Source organism: Variovorax sp. M-6, assembly GCF_052114385.1.
In the GTDB taxonomy this organism is placed as follows: domain Bacteria; phylum Pseudomonadota; class Gammaproteobacteria; order Burkholderiales; family Burkholderiaceae_C; genus Variovorax.
Genome location: NZ_JBFREQ010000005.1, coordinates 173,012 through 188,585, shown reverse-complemented (window position 1 = coordinate 188,585; position 15,574 = coordinate 173,012). Strand labels below are relative to the sequence as shown.

Here is a 15,574-nt window from a genome sequence, read left to right as displayed (position 1 = left end):
GGAGAACCGACGGTGAGAAACCCCCCACGCATCCTCATCGTCGACGACAACGCGACCAACGTCAAGATTCTGCAGGCCCGCCTGGGCAGCGAGGGCTACGACGTGGTCTCGGCCGCCGACGGCGAAGAAGGGCTGGCAGCCGCCCGGGCGTTGACGCCCGACCTGATCCTGCTCGACCTGATGATGCCCAAGGTCGATGGCATCGAAGTCTGCAAGCGCCTGCGCGCCGATCCCGACTTTCCGTTCACGCCGATCATCATCGTCACCGCCATGGCCGACCTGAAGGACGTGGTGGCCGGCCTCGAGGCCGGTGGCGACGAGTACCTCACCAAGCCCGTGGACCACGCCGCACTCGCGGCACGCGTGCGCTCGATGCTGCGCATCAAGGGCCTGCACGACCAGGTCGAGGGCTTGGTGGCCGAGATGAAGGGCTGGAACGCCACGCTCGAGCGCCGGGTCGCGACCCAGGTCGCCGAGCTCGAGCGGGTCGGCCGGCTGCGGCGCTTCTTCTCGCCGCAGCTCGCGGAAGCGATCGTCACCGGCGGCGCCGAGGATCCGCTCCTGAGCCACCGGCGAGAGATCACCGTGGTGTTCCTCGACCTGCGCGGCTTCACCTCCTTCGCCGAGAGTGCCGAGCCCGAGGAAGTGATGGGCGTGCTGCGCCAGTACCACGCGGCCACCGGCGAGCTGATCCTCGCGCACGAGGGCACGCTGGAGCACTTCACGGGCGACGGCATGATGATCTTCTTCAACGACCCGGTGCCGGTCGCGGATGCTGCCGAGCGCGCCGTGCGGATGTCGCTGGCGATTCGCGAGCGCATCGGCTCGCTGGCGCAGACATGGCTGCGGCACGGCTATTCGCTCGGCCTGGGCATCGGCATCGCCCAGGGCTTCGCGACCATCGGCGCCATCGGCTTCGAGGGGCGCTGGGACTATGGCGCCATCGGAACCGTGACCAACCTCGCGGCGCGGCTGTGCGGCGAGGCCGCGAGCAACCAGATCCTGATCTCCCGGCCGGTGTTCGCGCAGCTGGAGCCGATGCTCGAAGTCGAGCCCCTGGAGGCGTTGAACCTCAAGGGCTTCCAGCGCCCGGTCGACTGCTTCAGCGTCCGCGGGATCAGGTCGGGGGCCTGAGCGAAGCCTCGCGTCAGCCCAGCACCTGGCGGCGCGGCCGCGCCTGGCTCGGCGCGGCGCCGATCGGTTGGCCCGAGGCCGGCACGGCCCGCTCGCGCCCCCAGGCGCGAATGTTCTCGAGATGACCTGCGAGCAGGGCAAGCCGCTGGCCGAAGCCAAGGGCGAAGTGGCGTACGGCGCGTCGTTCATCGAATGGTTCGCCGAAGAGGCCAAGCGCATCTCGGGCGATGTGCCGTTCTCGACCTGGGCGGACAAGCGGATGGTGGTGCTCAAGCAGCCGGTGGGCGTGTGCGCCGCCATCACGCCGTGGAACTTTCCGATCGCGATGATCACCCGCAAGGTCGGGCCGTGGCGGCGGTCTTCAGGTTCCGTGACGAGGCGGAGGTCGTGGGCCTGGCGAACGACACCGACTCCGGCCTGGCCTCGTACTTCTACAGCCGCGACGCAGCGCGCGTGTGGCGGGTGGCGGAAGCGCTCGAGTACGGCATGGTGGGCATCAACACCGGACTCATCTCCAACGAGGTCGGCCCGTTCGGCGGCGTCAAGCAGTCCGGCCTCGGCCGCGAAGGCTCGCGCTACGGGATCGACGAATACCTTGAGCTCAAGTACCTCTGCATGGGCGGAATCTAGGGTGAACACGCCCTAGCTTCGCGCGCCAGGCGGCTGCGGCACTCCGGTGCCAGGGCCCTTGCGTTCAGGTGGCCGCGGACGCCTTCGATTCCGTGCCGCCGCCGGCTGCGGCGGCTGGCCGTTCCTGCGTCACCCGCCAGATCCCGTAGCAGACCAGCACCAGCGCCAGGCCGTTGCGCCACTCGAGGATGCTCTCGCCGAGAAAGGCGGCCGACAGCAGCGCGCCGAACACCGGGACCATGAAGTTGAAGGCCGTGACCAGGCTCACGCGGTTGTATTTCAGCAGCAGGCTCCAGATCGAGATCGCCAGCGACGACAGCAGCACCAGGTAGGCCAGCAGCGCCGACGATGCCAGCGTGAAGCCGGTCAGGCGGCCGCCCAGCGCGTAGCCCGCGGCCAGCAGCGCCGCGCCGCCGATCGCCAGTTGCCAGCCGGTCATGACGATCGGATCGATGCCCTGCGAGATGCGCTTGCCGTAGATGCTGGCCGCCGCCAGCACGAAGGCCGCGATCACCACGAATCCTTCGCCGAGCAGCGTGAAGTCGAGCGCCGGCAAGCCCCCGAGGCCGCCGCCGAGGTTGACGATCATCACGCCCGCGAAGCCGACCGCGCAGCCCAGCGCCTTGCCATGGCTCAGGCGGTCGTTGCGGTAGAGGAAGTGCGCGAGCAGTACGCTGAAGAAGGTGCCGGTGGCGTTCATGATCGAACTCTTCACGCCGCTGGTGTGGGCCAGGCCGACGTAGAAGAACACGTACTGGAGCGTGGTCTGGGTCAGGCCCAGCACCGCGATCTGCCCCCAGGCCCTGGGTGCCAGGCCGCGCACGGCCTTGCCGCCGAGCGCCGCCCAGGCCAGCAGCGCGAGCCCGGCGAACGCGAAGCGCCAACCCGCGAACACCAGCTTGGAGGCGATGTCGCCGGCCGCAATGCCGAACAGGGCGTAGCCGTTCTTGATGGCCGGATAGGAACTGCCCCACAGCAGGCAGCAAAACAGGGCGAGCAGGAAGACGACCTTGCGGTCGGCGAGGCGGGGAGGGCTGGGGGGTGGCAAGCAAGGCTCCGTGGGCGCAGGGGCGCGGAAGATTGCCCCGGAGCGATGCATTCTAGCGAAGTTGTACGACAACTATGGTGGTTGCGTAGGCGGCTTTTCGCCTGATGTGTCCATTCATCACGGGAACGGGTGCTCCTTTTTGCTGGTTGGAGTCGCCGAGTTGTACGATGACATGCGATGCAAACAGTCAGGGTCGAATGCACAAATCGGCCAAGAAGAGGTCCGCCGATGTGGATTTGGTCAAAAGATGGCGCGAATTTCGGCAAAACTTGTCGCGGGTTTGCATGTCTATCGCGCGAAGTCAGCCGAAATTCCGGCATCGCTTGTCGCCAGTTTTCGCCTTTCCGGCATTTCTTGTCACTTCTTGCATGAACCAGCAGGCCGAGACCACCCGCGTGTCGTCGAAGGATCTTTGACCGCAGCGGCCGGCCTCTGACCTTCGCCAAGGTAGCTGAACGGTCAGCTTTGCATCGGTCTTCGCAACGATGAAACGGGCCGACGCCGTATGTCCAATCATCAAGTCTGAACCGGGGCTGCCTCCGGTCGGCACACGCTGGCTGGCCTCGGCTCTTGAGTTTTTGCGCAGCATCCAGAGGCGAGGACCTTGTCGTTCATCGCACGGAGTTCCGCACCAAATGGGTCAACTCGGTCGTTGTTGCGCCTTTCGACGGGCCGGGTGATATCGGCGAGGGCTGGATCACCATCAACGACGTATTGCACTCGTGCTTGCTCCGCCGAGTCAGGTTTCGGGGCTCGCTGAGCGTCGAAAAGGCGCCGCAGATGCTTCAGGAGGGAACCAGCGGTAGCGGAACCTGAGTGAGCGAGCCCCGGCAGCGTTTGCGAACCGGCTGGCCTCGCCCTGTCAATGCCTGGCGGCGAAGCCTTGGCCGGACACCTCCTTACGGAATCATCCCGCACTCGAACATCTTGTTCGCAATCGGCGCGGCCACCTTGTTGAGGAACGCGGCGCGCGCCGTCGGATCGTTGCGCAGGAATTGAACGGCCCTCTGTTCCTCCTGCGTTGGGGGCTGGCTTTTCTTCACCCACAACTCTTCGCAGCTCGAGCTTTGATACCTTCCGATGACCTTGCTCGCGACCATGTCCAGGATCCTTTCCTGACCGACTGCCAGGCCTGCGACGCACAGCGCGGGCGCCACTACAGAGAGAACGATTCGATTGTTCATGGCTTGCTCCTCACTCAAATTGACGTTGAAAAAAGAGCCCGCAGGGCCCCGGCTGACCAAGCGATACAAGGCGCACGCCAGCTAGAGGCTGCTTCGCCGGGCGCCAACCAGCAACAGCGACATGACCACATGCAGCCCGACGGCCGGCCAGAGCAGCACACCACCCATGCGCTCTGCGATGCCCAGGTAGGCCAGATACAGCGCAATCAAGGCGTTGTAGATCAGCATGGCCCAGTACGCGGCCGAATCGCCCCGCGCATGCGGCCGCATCGGCCAGCATGCGATACCCAGCGTGAGCAATGCGATGCCGACAAATCGCACGAGCGCCGCGGCCACCGCACCTTCGACGCCGAGCAGGGCAGATGCTCCCAGGGCAGGAACGATCAGCAATGCGATGCCGGTTGCGAGCTCAATGACCGATGCGACGGCAAGGACCTTGCCCAGGGAGTTGAAATTCAGGTCGCTCACGGGAAGGGCCCAGGCAGTCGGAGTGCGCTATGGCGCCATGCCGCACTCGATCATCTTGTTGAGCACGGGCGCGGCGATCCTGTCGATGAAGGCCACGCGGGCCTTTTCATGCTTGCGAAGCAGCGCGATGGCGGCCTTCCTGGCCATGGTGGGCGGCTCCTCCTGGCGCGCCTTCAACTGCTCGCAGCTTGCTCCCTCGAACTTCTTGATCACCTCGGCCGCGGCAAGGTCCAGGACCTTGCCCTCGGCCGCGGCCAGTTCCGAAGCGTTGCCGCGCCCCGGCCAGCCGCCCGCGATGACCACCATCGCCGTGACGATGACGATCGTGATCGACCTGCTTGACTTGTTCATGACCTGCTCCTCGCCTGCGTTCACGGAATCATTCCGCACACGAACATCTTGTTGAGCACCGGAGCGGCCACCTTGTTGACGAAGGCGGCACGGGCCTGGGCATCGTTCTGCAGGAACTCCTTGGCCTCTTTCTCCTTGTCGGTCTGCGGCGCGCCCTTCTGTGCCTTCAACTGGTCGCAGCTTGCGGCCTGGAACTTCTGGATCATCTGGCTGGCCGCGTAGTCCAGCAGCATGTTCTGCTGCGCGCTTGCGATGCCGGCGCCGACCAGGCCGAAAACGGAGATCAATACAGCGATTCGGTTCATGTTGCGCGCTCCCTTCAGTCCTTGGCCTTGGCGACGGCTTCCTGGACCTTCTTCTCTTCCGCCGCCGCGAGCTGCGACGGTCCGAGGTTGAAGGTCAGCCGGTTGATCTTCCCGTTGAAGCGGAACGGCACCTTGTAGTCGAGCTCGTTCACACTCGTGCGGGTGTCGACCCCGACGTCGAAGGTCTCGTCGGCCGGCATCAGGAATGGCACCGTCTTCGGCACCGACAGCGTGCGAGTCGCCTTGCCGTCCACGGACAACACGCCCGTCCCCCCCTTCGCCACGCCGGGACCGTCGTACTTGAAGTCGAACACGATCGTGTGCTTGCCGGCCGTGAGCGGCGGCTGGTCGCCCGCCCACCTGGCCGTCAACAGCGTCAGCATGTTGTAGGTGAAGACCGGCTGGCCCTTGAGCAGGTACAAGCCATAGCCGCCAAAACGCCCACCCAGGGTCACGAGCATGCCGTCGCCACCGCCTTGCGGAACATCGACCTCGGCCGTGATCGTGAACGACTTGTTCAGGACGTTTGGCGCATTGCCGAGCGGAATGCCCCAGTTCTCGCCGGTGTAGGTGAACACGGTCTTGCCCGCGACCGCACTCGGCCGCGGCGCAATGGCCCTGGCGAACTGCGAGTTGTCGAGCGGCAGGACCTGGTACTTGGCCGCCTCCTGGTCGAAGATCGCCTGCATCTGCTTGACCTTGTCGGGCATCTTCGCGGCCAGGTCGTTCGACTGCGTGAAGTCCTCGGCGAGGTTGTACAGCTCCCACTTGTACTCGCTCACGGGTGGCATCGGCGCGTTCAGGACCCACGGCGCCACCGGCGGCGTTGTATTGGCATACCAGCCTTCGTGATAGATGCCACGGTTGGAGATCAACTCGAAGTACTGGGTCGTGCGCTTCGAGGGCACCGTGGCATTCGCCTTGTCGAAGGTGTAGGCCATGCTGATCCCCTCGATCGGGCTCTGCTTGATGCCGTTCACCGTGTCCGGCGCCTTGATGCCGGCGGCTTCGAGAATCGTGGGCACGATGTCGATGATGTGGTGGAACTGGTTGCGCACGCCGCCCACGTCCTTGATGCGGGCGGGCCATGAGATGGCCATGCCCTGGCGTGTGCCACCGAAGTGCGAGGCCACCTGCTTGGTCCATTTGAAAGGCGTGTCGAAAGCCCATGACCAGGCGACTGCCATGTGCGGGTAGGTGGCCGACGAACCCCAGGCGTCGTAGAACCTGAGTTGCTCCTGGACCGGTACGTCGAGGATGCCGTTGTAGGCGGTGTACTGGTTGGGCGTGCCGAGCGTGGTGCCTTCGGGGCTGGTGCCGTTGTCGCCGCTGATGTAGATGACCAGCGTGTTGTCGAGCTTTCCCATGTCCTGCACCTGCTGGATCACGCGGCCGATTTCGAAGTCGGTGTATGCCGTGTAGGCCGCAAACACTTCGGCCTGACGGGCGAACAGCTTCTTCTCGTCGGCTGAAAGGGTCTCCCACTTCGGTAGGCTGTCCGGCCAATCGGTGAGCTTGGCATCCGCGGGAACGACACCGAGGCGCTTCTGATTGGCGAAGATCTGCTCCCGCATGACGTTCCAGCCCATGTCGAACTTGCCCTTGAACTTCTCGATCCACTCCTTGGTCGGCTGGTGCGGCGAGTGACTTCCTCCGGGTACGTAATAGACGAAGAAGGGTTGCTCGGGCGATGCGGCGTTGAGGTTCTTGATATGGGTGATTGCCTCGTCCGCCATGTCGGTGGTCAGGTTGTAGCTGCCTTCCTTGCCGACCCAGGGAAAGATCTGCGAGTGATCGCGGAACAGGTACGGCTCCCACTGGTCGGTCTCGCCGCCCATGAAGCCGTAGAAGTAGTCGAAGCCCATGCCCGAGGGCCATTGATCGAAGGGCCCGGCCGCGCTGTACTGGAACCCGGGTGTGTTGTGGTTCTTGCCGAACCAGGACGTGGCGTAGCCGTTGCCCTTGAGGATCGTGCCGACGGTCGCCTTGTCCGGCGTGATGATCGAGTCGTAGCCCGGGAAACCGGTCGACAGTTCGGTGATGACGCCGAAGCCGGCCGAATGGTGGTTGCGTCCGGTGATCAGGGCCGCCCGCGTCGGCGAGCACAGTGCGGTGGAGCAGAACTGCGTGTAGCGCAGGCCGGCCTTCGCGACGCGGTCCAGGGTCGGCGTCGGGACGACGCCGCCAAAGGTGCCGCTCACGCCGTAGCCTTGGTCGTCGGTCATGATCAGAAGCACATTGGGCGCGCCCTTGGGGGGCACGACGCGCGGCGGCCACCAGGTCTTCGAGTCCTTGGCGCTTTCCTTGATCACGCCGCCGAACTTCGGCGGCTGGGGCGGGATCTGTCCGCCCTCGATCGTGGTCGTGGCGCTCGGCGAACCCGGCACGCCGGTAATCTGCTGGGAGAGCGCCGCGCCGGTGGTCACCATTGCCGCGACCAGAATCGCCACGGCATTCGTCGCGACGCTTGGCTTTCGTGTTTGCTTCTTCATTTGATCTCCTCTTTCGCTAGTGACTGGCCTCTCGAGGGTCGGCGGATTCATGCCTCTTTGCCGGGCGCCATCAGACGGTCGCCTCATGGCGGACGTGCCGGACCGGCCACGCGCCCTATCGCAGCCAGCAGCGCATTTCCCTGAAACGGCTTGACCAGATAGCCCGCAGCGCCACGGCGCCTCGCCTCTTCGCGTACCTCGACCGAGTCATGCGCCGTCATCAGGATCACCGATGGCCATCCACCGCGTACACCCAGTTCGGTCAGCAGTTCGAGCCCCGACATGGCTGGGAGCTTGATGTCGCTGATCACGCACAAGGCGCCTTCGATGCCGCCCGTGGCCAGCAAGGCTTCTGCCGATTCGTAGGCCACCGCCCGAAATCCGGCCGCATCGAGCAAGCGCCGGACCGCCTCCCGCACGCTGTCGTCGTCTTCCACCACAACCACCACCCGGCCTGCGATCAACGCCATCACGGATCTCCGTGCGACTTCTGATGGCGTCTGTGGATCTTGACCGGACCACCCCGTGTGTCCGACGGACGTCAAGCTGTCATCGAGTGATCGCAAATTGGGTCATGAGCCATGATCCGGCAGCCGGATCGGCGCGTAAATCCGGCCAAGGGGCAAATTCGTTGCCCGAAAGACCGACCGGATGCGGCAGTGGCCTAGGTAGCGCTGTGATTCAGCTTTTCGGCCAGGGCTCCGAGTTCCGCCGCCGAATCGACACTCAGTTTGATCATCAGGTGTGCGCGCTGCGTCTTGATCGTGCGTTCGCTACTGCCGAGTTCGTCGGCGATCTGCTTGTTCAGCTTGCCTGCGACGATACGATCGAAGACCTCTCGTTCGCGCGCCGACAGCGTGGCGAACAGCGCGCGAAGACGCGAGGCCTCAGTGCTGGCCGCCCGCTGAACCGCGTCGCGAGCGAGCGCGCGTTCGAGGGCTGCGAGCAGGGCGTCGCGCTGAATCGGCTTCTCCAGGAAATCCACCGCCCCGCCCTTCATGGCCTGCACGGTGGAAGGCACGTCCGCATGGCCCGTCAGGAAGACAATCGGCAGCGCGACGCCGTTCTCCTCCAGCGCGCCCTGCAGGTCCAGGCCCGATGGGCCGGGCATGCGGACATCGAGCAGCAGGCAACTCGGACGATCGGGTGGCGGATGCAGCAGGAACTCGCCAGCCGACGCGTATCCCCGAGTCTCGAAGCCCGCCATGTCGAGCAATCTCAGCAGCGCGGTGCGCAGCGACTCGTCGTCATCGACAACGTGGATGAGTGGGGAGGTGTTCATGCGAGGGCGGCGTCAGTCGGAACGTTGTTTTCGCCGTGCGCGGGCAGCGAGACGTGGAACACGGTGCCACTGTCGGGATTGCTTTCCACCCGAATTCGCCCTCCATGTGCCTCGACGATGGTCCGTGCGATAGACAACCCAAGCCCCATGCCCCGGCGCTTGGTGCTGAAGAACGAATCAAAGAGCTTGGGGAGGTGTTCGGGCGCAATGCCTCTGCCTCGATCACGCACGAGCAAGGCAAACCCTCGGACCTCTGGCTCGACCGAAACGACGATCGTGCGTCGGTCCCCGGGCATTCCCGCGACAGCGTCCATCGCATTGAGCACAAGATTGATGAGCACCTGCTGGATCTGTACCGGATCACCGAAAACACGGCCGGGCGTCGCTGCGTCTCGCGCGACCAGAGTCACCTCTCTGCGCCTCGCTTCGGCCTGGAGAATGGCACACGCATCGCCGACGATCTCGGCGATCTCGAAGGCCTGGCGCTCGATCGCCTTGTTGGACAGGAGCGTGCGCAGGCGGCGGATGACATCGCTGGCTCGCAGGTCGTCCCGCCGGATGTCGGTCAGGATCATGTGCAGGTCCTCGCGCCGATCGACGTCGGACTGGAGGATCATTTCGGCGGCATCGGCGTTGCTCAGGATGGCCGCCAGGGGTTGATTGATCTCGTGAGCGATCGAAGCCGTCAGTTCGCCGGCGATTGCCAGGCGCGACGCGTGGGCGAGTTCGCCCCCGCGCCGCACCAGTGCCAGTTCGGCCTTGCGGCGACGGTGGTGCTCGAGCGTGAGCGAAGCGATGAGTGCGGCCTGGAGGAGGATCACGGTGCCGCCGATGATGGCCACTGTCCGGTACGCCTCCCAGAAGGTGGGCTGCCGGAACTGCACCACGGCGTCGGACGGAATGTCCTTGTCGTCGATGCCCCACCGGCGCGCCTGGCGTGCGTCGATGTTGAGTTCGTTGGGCATGACTTTGGGCAGGTTCAGCGACGCCGGCGATACGCCGTCGAGCAGGCTGCTGACGATCTGCCCCGCCTGTCGACCTGTGGCCTCAAAACTCGGGACGCGGCCGCCCACGACACCGGTGCCTACGAAGCTGCTGAACGTGCCGTAGACCGGGGCGTTGGCCACCATGGCCATCATCTGGACCGATTCGCGCGCCGTGTACTTGAGGGCATCGCCGCCCTGGTAGAAGCCGGGTGTGAAGACAATCCAGTCACTATCCAGACCACGCAGGCGCTCAAGAACCTTGTCGGTTGGCTGGCCGGTCAGGAATTCGATCGCCACCCGGTCTTCGAACCGCATGAGGGTGTCTCGCAACAGCGCCTCCCATTCCCGGTCGCGCGGGGTCGCCCCGGTCACGACGAGCAGATGGTGCGCCTTTGGATGCCAGCGAAGCGCCTGCTCGACCGTGCCGGCGGGGTCATATTCAACCGGGACGCCGACCACGTCGGCGGGGAGCGTCGGGAACGGCTGGGGATACGCCCTGAAGGCGGCCGTATGGACAAGCGGAACCCCGGGGAACAGTTGCGCGCGGTGGCGCAGCAGGAAGTCGAGCGATTGCCTCGCAACGGCGACGACGGCGTCCGGCGGACGTTCGGTGTACTTGTTCCGCAAATAGGTCGCGACGGTGCTTTCGTAGTCTTCGCCGACGAACTCCGGATAGTCCAGAAACTCGCTGAATATCTCCACCGGACGATCGACGGAATCTACGATCGCACTTTTCAGTCCGCGCTCGACGTCGACGTTGGCAGGCACGAGGCGGCCGTTGGAATAGAGCACCAGCACATTCCGGGCGTTGGCCGCCATGGCGCCCGGGGCGATCAGCGCGCAGCAGATCGCAACTAGCCACCCACACCAGTGTCCGCCTCGAATGGCTGCAGTCGGCGCGGCGGATTCCTGGTCACGGGTTCCCCGCCGGATGATGGTTGGGAATCCTGCGCGAGGATCGTCCCCTGAAGGTTTTTTTGTCTGAATGCGCATCGTTTCGATCACATTGCAAGCGTTTGGATCGGATGATCCGCGCAACTCGGTTACAAGTCCACCATGTTTGTGCGCTTCCCTTTCGGGCAAGCGCTTTGCCCCAAGGCTGAATCCAGCACGGCGCGAATGCGGGAAGATCGCATTCTGCCGTTCGAGGAGTCAATGAGCAGATGACGGCTCAAGGTTCTCCCATGCTTTTTGAGGAGGAGACGACGATGCGGTCTCGATGTTTTACAGGGACGCTCATGCGGCGGCACGACCACTGAGATGATCGTCGTCGTCTGCGACACGCACTACTCCTAGGAGGCGGTCGAACTGCTGAAGGACATCTCGGCGCGCTGGCAATCCGCGGAACGCATGCGAGAGATTGCCGGTTGTTCCGTCCACGTGGACTCGCCCGTGTGCAAGGCTGTGTCCGTCCCGGACACCAAGATCTTTGCCATCGATGTTTCGTTCGCTGCGCTCCCTGACGGCGCGGAACGCAACTACCTCAACGCCCAACCGACATCCTTCGTCCTGCCGCCCGAAGCCGTCGATCGCCTGCGCGCGGCCGCAGGGGCGGTCATCGCCAAGTCGCCAGAATTTCGGCGGCTGCTGGATGACGTGGGTGCCAAATTCGTCGTCGATCCGTCCGGCGCCAAGAGCCCCGCTGGTCGCGCTCCATAACTTCACGGCAGCTTCACCTTCGGGCAATCGCTTTGCCCTTTGACCCACTTCTCAAGTGCCTCCGATGGCGCGAAGATGGTGACAACGATACCGAGCGATTCGAACAAATGGAACGAGCCGTCCGCATTCCCACGGCCGCTACACCATCGGCACAACCCAAGGAGATCGTCATGAAGCGCTACATACTTGCCGCAACAGCCGCGTTGGGCCTCATCGGACTTGTTCCGTCCACGTCCTGGGCGGTCACCTGCGCGGCCGGCGTCTATCGCGCTGGCTGCGCCGGCCCCAACGGCGCTGCAGTGGTCAAGAAGCCGCCGCCGGCGCAGGTCACGTGCGCCAAGGGCGAATACCGCGAGGGTTGCGTCGGACCCAATGGCGCAGCGGTTCGCAGACGTTACTAGCGACACCCGACCGCGAGAGGCTTGTCCGCGTCGCCGTTCCAACGCCAACGCGCCGCAGTTCGCCACGGCGACCGCGTGGGTTGGGGGCGTGCGCGATGCGTTCGAAGGCCGCGACTTGAAAGGGCCACGTCGTGATTGTTCAACCACAGTGGAGAGAAAACATGAATTCAATCAAGCTCAGTCTGGTGTTTTGCGCCGCCGTGCTGGCTGCAGGTTGCGTCACCGACAAGACCTACAACACCGAAGTGCAGAAGGCAGACACGTACGCGGCGCTCGACCAGAAGCTATCGAGCCAGTTGAGCAGCGACCAGGCGCAGATCACGCAGTTGCAGAATCAGCTCAAGGTAACCATGGTCAACGAGGTGCTCTTCCCCGAAGGCGGCTGGGCGCTCAGCCCCAAGGGTGAACAGGCGCTGGGCAAGATCGCGCCGACGCTTTCAAACATGCCCGGCCAGCAGATCATTGTCCAGGGCTTCACGGACAACGAACCCATCGGTCCGGCGCTGAAGGCTCGCTTCCCGTCCAACCTCGAACTCTCGTCGGCGCGGGCGGACAACGTCGCGCGCTTCCTCACCTCGAAGGGTGTGCCGCAGAACTCGATCTCGGCGCAAGGCTTTGGCGACGCACGACCGGTGGCCAGCAACGACACGCCCCAGGGCAAGGCGAAGAACCGCCGCGTCGAGATCGTCATCATGGCTGCCAACCGGCCGTAGCAGGTCGCTCGTGCCGCATCCGTAGCCATCGGCTGCGGAAGACTTCGTGTTTTCCGCTAGCCTCATGGAATGGACTGACACACGACAGCGCGAATCCGATCAGGTTGCTGCGTCCTGCCGGCGCAGGTCCGCTGTTGGCCGCATTCTGCCCTTGCAGGGAGGCAGAAAAATCCTGGTCTGTATTCGCTTCAAATCGTTGGGAGCGCGTGCTTGGTCAGCCTCCTCGCTTTCCTGACGAAAGAGGGAGTGCGGAGTCCTCGCGAGGGGTTCGTCTATTTCGACGACGACGGCGATCTGGTGGTGCACTGCGCGTCCGCAACTGGAAGCTGGTATTCATGGAGCAGCGCGCGGCCAGCACGATGAGGATATGGGGAGAGCCTTTCGTTGTCCTGCGGATACCGAAGCTGTTCAAACTCCGCACCGACCCGTACGAGCGCGCCGACACCACACCCAGTACCTACTGCGACTGGTTCATCAATCATGTCCCGCAGATCAACCTGGGCATGGCGTTGGTGCAGCCCTTCCTCGATTCGTTCGTGGCGTTCCCACCGCGGCAGAAGGCGGCGAGTTTTTCGCTCGATCAGGCGATTGCAAAAATGCAGCAGGCCATCAGCGGCGGGCACTAGGGACGGGGGGATTGCTGCCCGACATCCCGGCAGTCGAGCGACTGCTTCGGGCCTGCGCCGATCACCCTCAGCGCCACCAGGTGCTCAGCCGCGACGAGTCCGCGCGCCTGATCGCGGCGGCCTCCAACCTCAAGTACCACACGGCACTGTCCATCGCCTACGGCGCCGGATTTCGCATGAGTGAGATCGTTGCCGGCCCCAGTCCCCAGTTCTTCTTGCCCAGCTCCGAGTTGCTGTTGGCTGCGTCGTGGCGCGCGCCGGCACTTGCGCGGTCTTCATGTCGCTCGCAAGACCACCGAATTGACCTCAAAGACCGGCGGCCGCGCCGCGTGTTCCACAGAATCGTCCATCGACTTCGGGCATTGCTCGACCGCCGATCGAAAGAGAAAGCCGGGCAGCGTCCGGCGTCACAAATTTCACGAGACAAACCTGTGGTCCATTCCGCTTCGCTTCGCTTTGCCACCTGCCATCGCCGCACCGCGGTCGCCAGCGCCACCTTGGCCCTTCTCACGCTCGCAGCACCCGTCCATTCGATGGAGATCGACACCGGCAATCCCGATGTCGTGCTGCGCTGGGACAACACGCTGCGCTACAACCTGGGCCAGCGCACGCAAGGCCAGGACAAGGCGATCCTCGGCAACCCGAACTTCGACGATGGCGACCGCAACTTCAGCAACCACTCGCTGATCGCCAACCGGCTCGACCTGCTGAGCGAGATGGACCTGGTAGTCGACAAGAAATACGGCTTCCGCCTGAGCGGTGCCGCCTGGGGCGACTCGGCCTACAACAACCTCGACAACCGCAACAACGCGACCGCCAACACGCTGGTCAACGGCCTGCCGACCGCAGGTGCGCTGTCGCCCTACACCAGCCGCTATGCCAAGGGGGTTTCCGGTGAAGTGCTCGATGCCTTCGTCTTCGGCAGCACCGACATCGGCGACACCAGCGTGAGCCTGCGCCTGGGCAAGCACACGGTGTACTGGGGCGAGAGCCTGCTGGGCGGGGGCGCGGTCAACGGCATCTCCTACGGCCAGTACTCGCTGGACCTGTGGAAGGCGCTCGCCACGCCCGGCATCGAGGCCAAGGAGCTGTACCGGCCGCGCAACTCGATGACGCTGCAGGTGCAGCCGTCCGCCGACCTGTCACTCTCTGCGCAGACCTTCTTCGACTGGGAGAGCGCGCGCTATCCGGAGTCGGGCAGCTACCTGACGGTGAACGACGCCTTGCTGCACGGCGGTGATTCCCTGATCGTCGGGCCCGGCCAGCGCCTGCTGCAAAGCGCCGGCACCGAGCCGAACAAGACCGGCGACTTCGGTCTGTCGGCACGCTGGAGCCCCGAATGGCTCGACGGCACGGCCGGCCTGTTTGGCCGCCGCACGGCCGACATCCAGCCGCAGCTCGCGCTGCTGCCGGCGGTCGCCGCGGGCGTGCCGGCCGCCGCCTGCACGCCCGCCGGCCTTCGCGCCATCGGACCGAGCACCTGCTACATCAATCCCGGCGCGGCCACGCTGCCGCAGATCCAGGCCGGCTATGTCGGCCAGTACCAGGCCTTCTACGGCCGAGACATCGACATCTACGGCCTGAGCTTGGCGAAGAACGTCGCGGGCCTGAGCCTCGGCGCCGAACTGAGCTACCGCCGCAACATGCCATTGCAGAGCGTGCCGGTCCAGGTGCTTCCGGCGCCATTGGCCAATCCGGCCACGGGCGCGATCTCGCTGACACAGTTCGCACAACTGGGCAACGATGCGCCCGGCGCGCGCGGCGACACGATGCACGGCGTGTTCAACCTGCTGGGGACGATCTCCAAGACCGCGCTCTTCGACAGCGCCACCTGGAACGCCGAATTGATCTGGAGCCGCTGGCTCAGCGTCAGCCAGAACCCCGGCGCCTTCAAGGGCAGCGATGCCTACCGCGCCATCCCGGCCAACGTGGACGCGGTCAGCAAGGACTATTTCGGCCTCGGGCTGAACTTCACGCCGACCTGGTTCCAGGTGTTCCCGGGCGTGGACCTGTCGATGCCGCTGAGCTGGTCGGGCGGCCTCTCGGGCAACTCGGCGGTGCTGACCGGCGGCAACAAGAACGCTGGCACCTACGGCATCGGCATCGCCGCAGACGTGCGCTCCAAATACAACTTCGCGCTGCGCTACGTCGGCTTCTACGGCGACTACAGCACGCTCGCCAATGGCGCCATGAATGTTCCGAACGGCACCTACGCCAGCCTGTCTGACCGCGGCCATGTGCTGCTCACCTTCAAGACGACCTTCTGAGTCGTCCAACCCCCACCTTAACGGAGAC

Annotated in this window: 15 protein-coding genes and 2 pseudogenes; 8 read left to right on the top strand and 9 right to left on the bottom strand. The window is 64.7% G+C overall.

Features of this window, described 5'->3' with window-relative positions; genetic code table 11:
* The first annotated feature begins 12 nt into the window (after window positions 1–12).
* Entirely contained in the window at window positions 13–1,134 is a 1,122-nt protein-coding gene (locus AB4Z46_RS08260) for an adenylate/guanylate cyclase domain-containing protein (RefSeq protein ID WP_442282996.1), read from the top strand.
* A gap of 121 nt (window positions 1,135–1,255) precedes the next feature.
* Window positions 1,256–1,764 (top strand): annotated as a pseudogene (locus AB4Z46_RS08255) (aldehyde dehydrogenase family protein); the annotation flags it as partial.
* Window positions 1,765–1,828: 64 nt separating this feature from the next.
* On the opposite strand, the gene AB4Z46_RS08250 reads toward AB4Z46_RS08255, so the two are convergent.
* The 9 genes from AB4Z46_RS08250 to AB4Z46_RS08210 all read right to left on the bottom strand — a co-directional run bounded on the left by AB4Z46_RS08250 (window position 1,829) and on the right by AB4Z46_RS08210 (window position 10,699).
* A complete protein-coding gene (locus AB4Z46_RS08250; protein WP_442282995.1) occupies window positions 1,829–2,812 on the bottom strand; it encodes a DMT family transporter in 984 nt (327 codons plus the stop codon).
* 899 nt (window positions 2,813–3,711) lie between these two features.
* Window positions 3,712–3,996 (bottom strand): hypothetical protein, encoded by a 285-nt coding sequence (locus tag AB4Z46_RS08245; protein WP_442282994.1) that lies wholly within the window; start codon window positions 3,994–3,996, stop codon window positions 3,712–3,714.
* Window positions 3,997–4,077: 81 nt separating this feature from the next.
* On the bottom strand, window positions 4,078–4,464 hold the full coding sequence (locus AB4Z46_RS08240; protein WP_442282993.1) for a hypothetical protein: 387 nt from the start codon (window positions 4,462–4,464) through the stop codon (window positions 4,078–4,080).
* Window positions 4,465–4,491: 27 nt separating this feature from the next.
* Window positions 4,492–4,815 (bottom strand): hypothetical protein, encoded by a 324-nt coding sequence (locus tag AB4Z46_RS08235; RefSeq protein ID WP_442282992.1) that lies wholly within the window; start codon window positions 4,813–4,815, stop codon window positions 4,492–4,494.
* 20 nt (window positions 4,816–4,835) lie between these two features.
* Complete coding sequence (locus AB4Z46_RS08230; RefSeq protein ID WP_442282991.1) at window positions 4,836–5,120, bottom strand: hypothetical protein; 285 nt, start codon at window positions 5,118–5,120, stop codon at window positions 4,836–4,838.
* 14 nt (window positions 5,121–5,134) lie between these two features.
* Complete coding sequence (locus tag AB4Z46_RS08225; RefSeq protein ID WP_442282990.1) at window positions 5,135–7,612, bottom strand: arylsulfatase; 2,478 nt, start codon at window positions 7,610–7,612, stop codon at window positions 5,135–5,137.
* A gap of 83 nt (window positions 7,613–7,695) precedes the next feature.
* Window positions 7,696–8,082 carry a response regulator transcription factor gene (locus AB4Z46_RS08220; RefSeq protein ID WP_442282989.1) on the bottom strand — a complete coding sequence of 129 codons (387 nt, stop codon included), beginning with the start codon at window positions 8,080–8,082 and terminating at the stop codon, window positions 7,696–7,698.
* 194 nt (window positions 8,083–8,276) lie between these two features.
* On the bottom strand, window positions 8,277–8,894 hold the full coding sequence (locus tag AB4Z46_RS08215; RefSeq protein WP_442282988.1) for a response regulator transcription factor: 618 nt from the start codon (window positions 8,892–8,894) through the stop codon (window positions 8,277–8,279).
* A complete protein-coding gene (locus AB4Z46_RS08210; protein ID WP_442282987.1) occupies window positions 8,891–10,699 on the bottom strand; it encodes a sensor histidine kinase in 1,809 nt (602 codons plus the stop codon). The genes AB4Z46_RS08215 and AB4Z46_RS08210 overlap by 4 nt, the downstream gene beginning before the upstream one ends.
* A 531-nt stretch (window positions 10,700–11,230) precedes the next feature.
* Here AB4Z46_RS08210 and AB4Z46_RS08205 point away from each other — a divergent pair.
* The 6 genes and pseudogenes from AB4Z46_RS08205 (at window position 11,231) to AB4Z46_RS08180 (ending at window position 15,546) form a co-directional block, all read left to right on the top strand.
* Window positions 11,231–11,539 carry a hypothetical protein gene (locus AB4Z46_RS08205; RefSeq protein ID WP_442282986.1) on the top strand — a complete coding sequence of 103 codons (309 nt, stop codon included), beginning with the start codon at window positions 11,231–11,233 and terminating at the stop codon, window positions 11,537–11,539.
* A gap of 170 nt (window positions 11,540–11,709) precedes the next feature.
* The gene (locus AB4Z46_RS08200) at window positions 11,710–11,940 is read left to right on the top strand and encodes a hypothetical protein (RefSeq protein ID WP_442282985.1); all 231 of its coding nucleotides are present in this window, start codon (window positions 11,710–11,712) and stop codon (window positions 11,938–11,940) included.
* 161 nt (window positions 11,941–12,101) lie between these two features.
* The gene (locus AB4Z46_RS08195; protein ID WP_442282984.1) at window positions 12,102–12,653 is read left to right on the top strand and encodes an OmpA/MotB family protein; all 552 of its coding nucleotides are present in this window, start codon (window positions 12,102–12,104) and stop codon (window positions 12,651–12,653) included.
* 335 nt (window positions 12,654–12,988) lie between these two features.
* Complete coding sequence (locus AB4Z46_RS08190; protein ID WP_442282983.1) at window positions 12,989–13,279, top strand: hypothetical protein; 291 nt, start codon at window positions 12,989–12,991, stop codon at window positions 13,277–13,279.
* 80 nt (window positions 13,280–13,359) lie between these two features.
* Window positions 13,360–13,473: pseudogene (locus AB4Z46_RS08185) on the top strand (integrase); the annotation flags it as partial.
* Window positions 13,474–13,710: 237 nt separating this feature from the next.
* Complete coding sequence (locus tag AB4Z46_RS08180) at window positions 13,711–15,546, top strand: DUF1302 domain-containing protein (RefSeq protein WP_442283068.1); 1,836 nt, start codon at window positions 13,711–13,713, stop codon at window positions 15,544–15,546.
* Window positions 15,547–15,574: the final 28 nt, after the last annotated feature.

Excerpts from the sequence above, each read along its gene's own strand:
- AB4Z46_RS08235 (WP_442282992.1), bottom strand. The coding sequence starts at position 4,815 with ATGAACAAGTCAAGCAGGTCGATCACGATCGTCATCGTCACGGCGATG.
- AB4Z46_RS08200 (WP_442282985.1), top strand. The coding sequence starts at position 11,710 with ATGAAGCGCTACATACTTGCCGCAACAGCCGCGTTGGGCCTCATCGGA.
- AB4Z46_RS08220 (WP_442282989.1), bottom strand. The coding sequence starts at position 8,082 with ATGGCGTTGATCGCAGGCCGGGTGGTGGTTGTGGTGGAAGACGACGAC.
- AB4Z46_RS08225 (WP_442282990.1), bottom strand. The coding sequence starts at position 7,612 with ATGAAGAAGCAAACACGAAAGCCAAGCGTCGCGACGAATGCCGTGGCG.
- AB4Z46_RS08210 (WP_442282987.1), bottom strand. The coding sequence starts at position 10,699 with ATGGCGGCCAACGCCCGGAATGTGCTGGTGCTCTATTCCAACGGCCGC.
- AB4Z46_RS08245 (WP_442282994.1), bottom strand. The coding sequence starts at position 3,996 with ATGAACAATCGAATCGTTCTCTCTGTAGTGGCGCCCGCGCTGTGCGTC.
- AB4Z46_RS08230 (WP_442282991.1), bottom strand. The coding sequence starts at position 5,120 with ATGAACCGAATCGCTGTATTGATCTCCGTTTTCGGCCTGGTCGGCGCC.
- AB4Z46_RS08205 (WP_442282986.1), top strand. The coding sequence starts at position 11,231 with ATGCGAGAGATTGCCGGTTGTTCCGTCCACGTGGACTCGCCCGTGTGC.
- AB4Z46_RS08215 (WP_442282988.1), bottom strand. The coding sequence starts at position 8,894 with ATGAACACCTCCCCACTCATCCACGTTGTCGATGACGACGAGTCGCTG.
- AB4Z46_RS08195 (WP_442282984.1), top strand. The coding sequence starts at position 12,102 with ATGAATTCAATCAAGCTCAGTCTGGTGTTTTGCGCCGCCGTGCTGGCT.
- AB4Z46_RS08190 (WP_442282983.1), top strand. The coding sequence starts at position 12,989 with ATGGAGCAGCGCGCGGCCAGCACGATGAGGATATGGGGAGAGCCTTTC.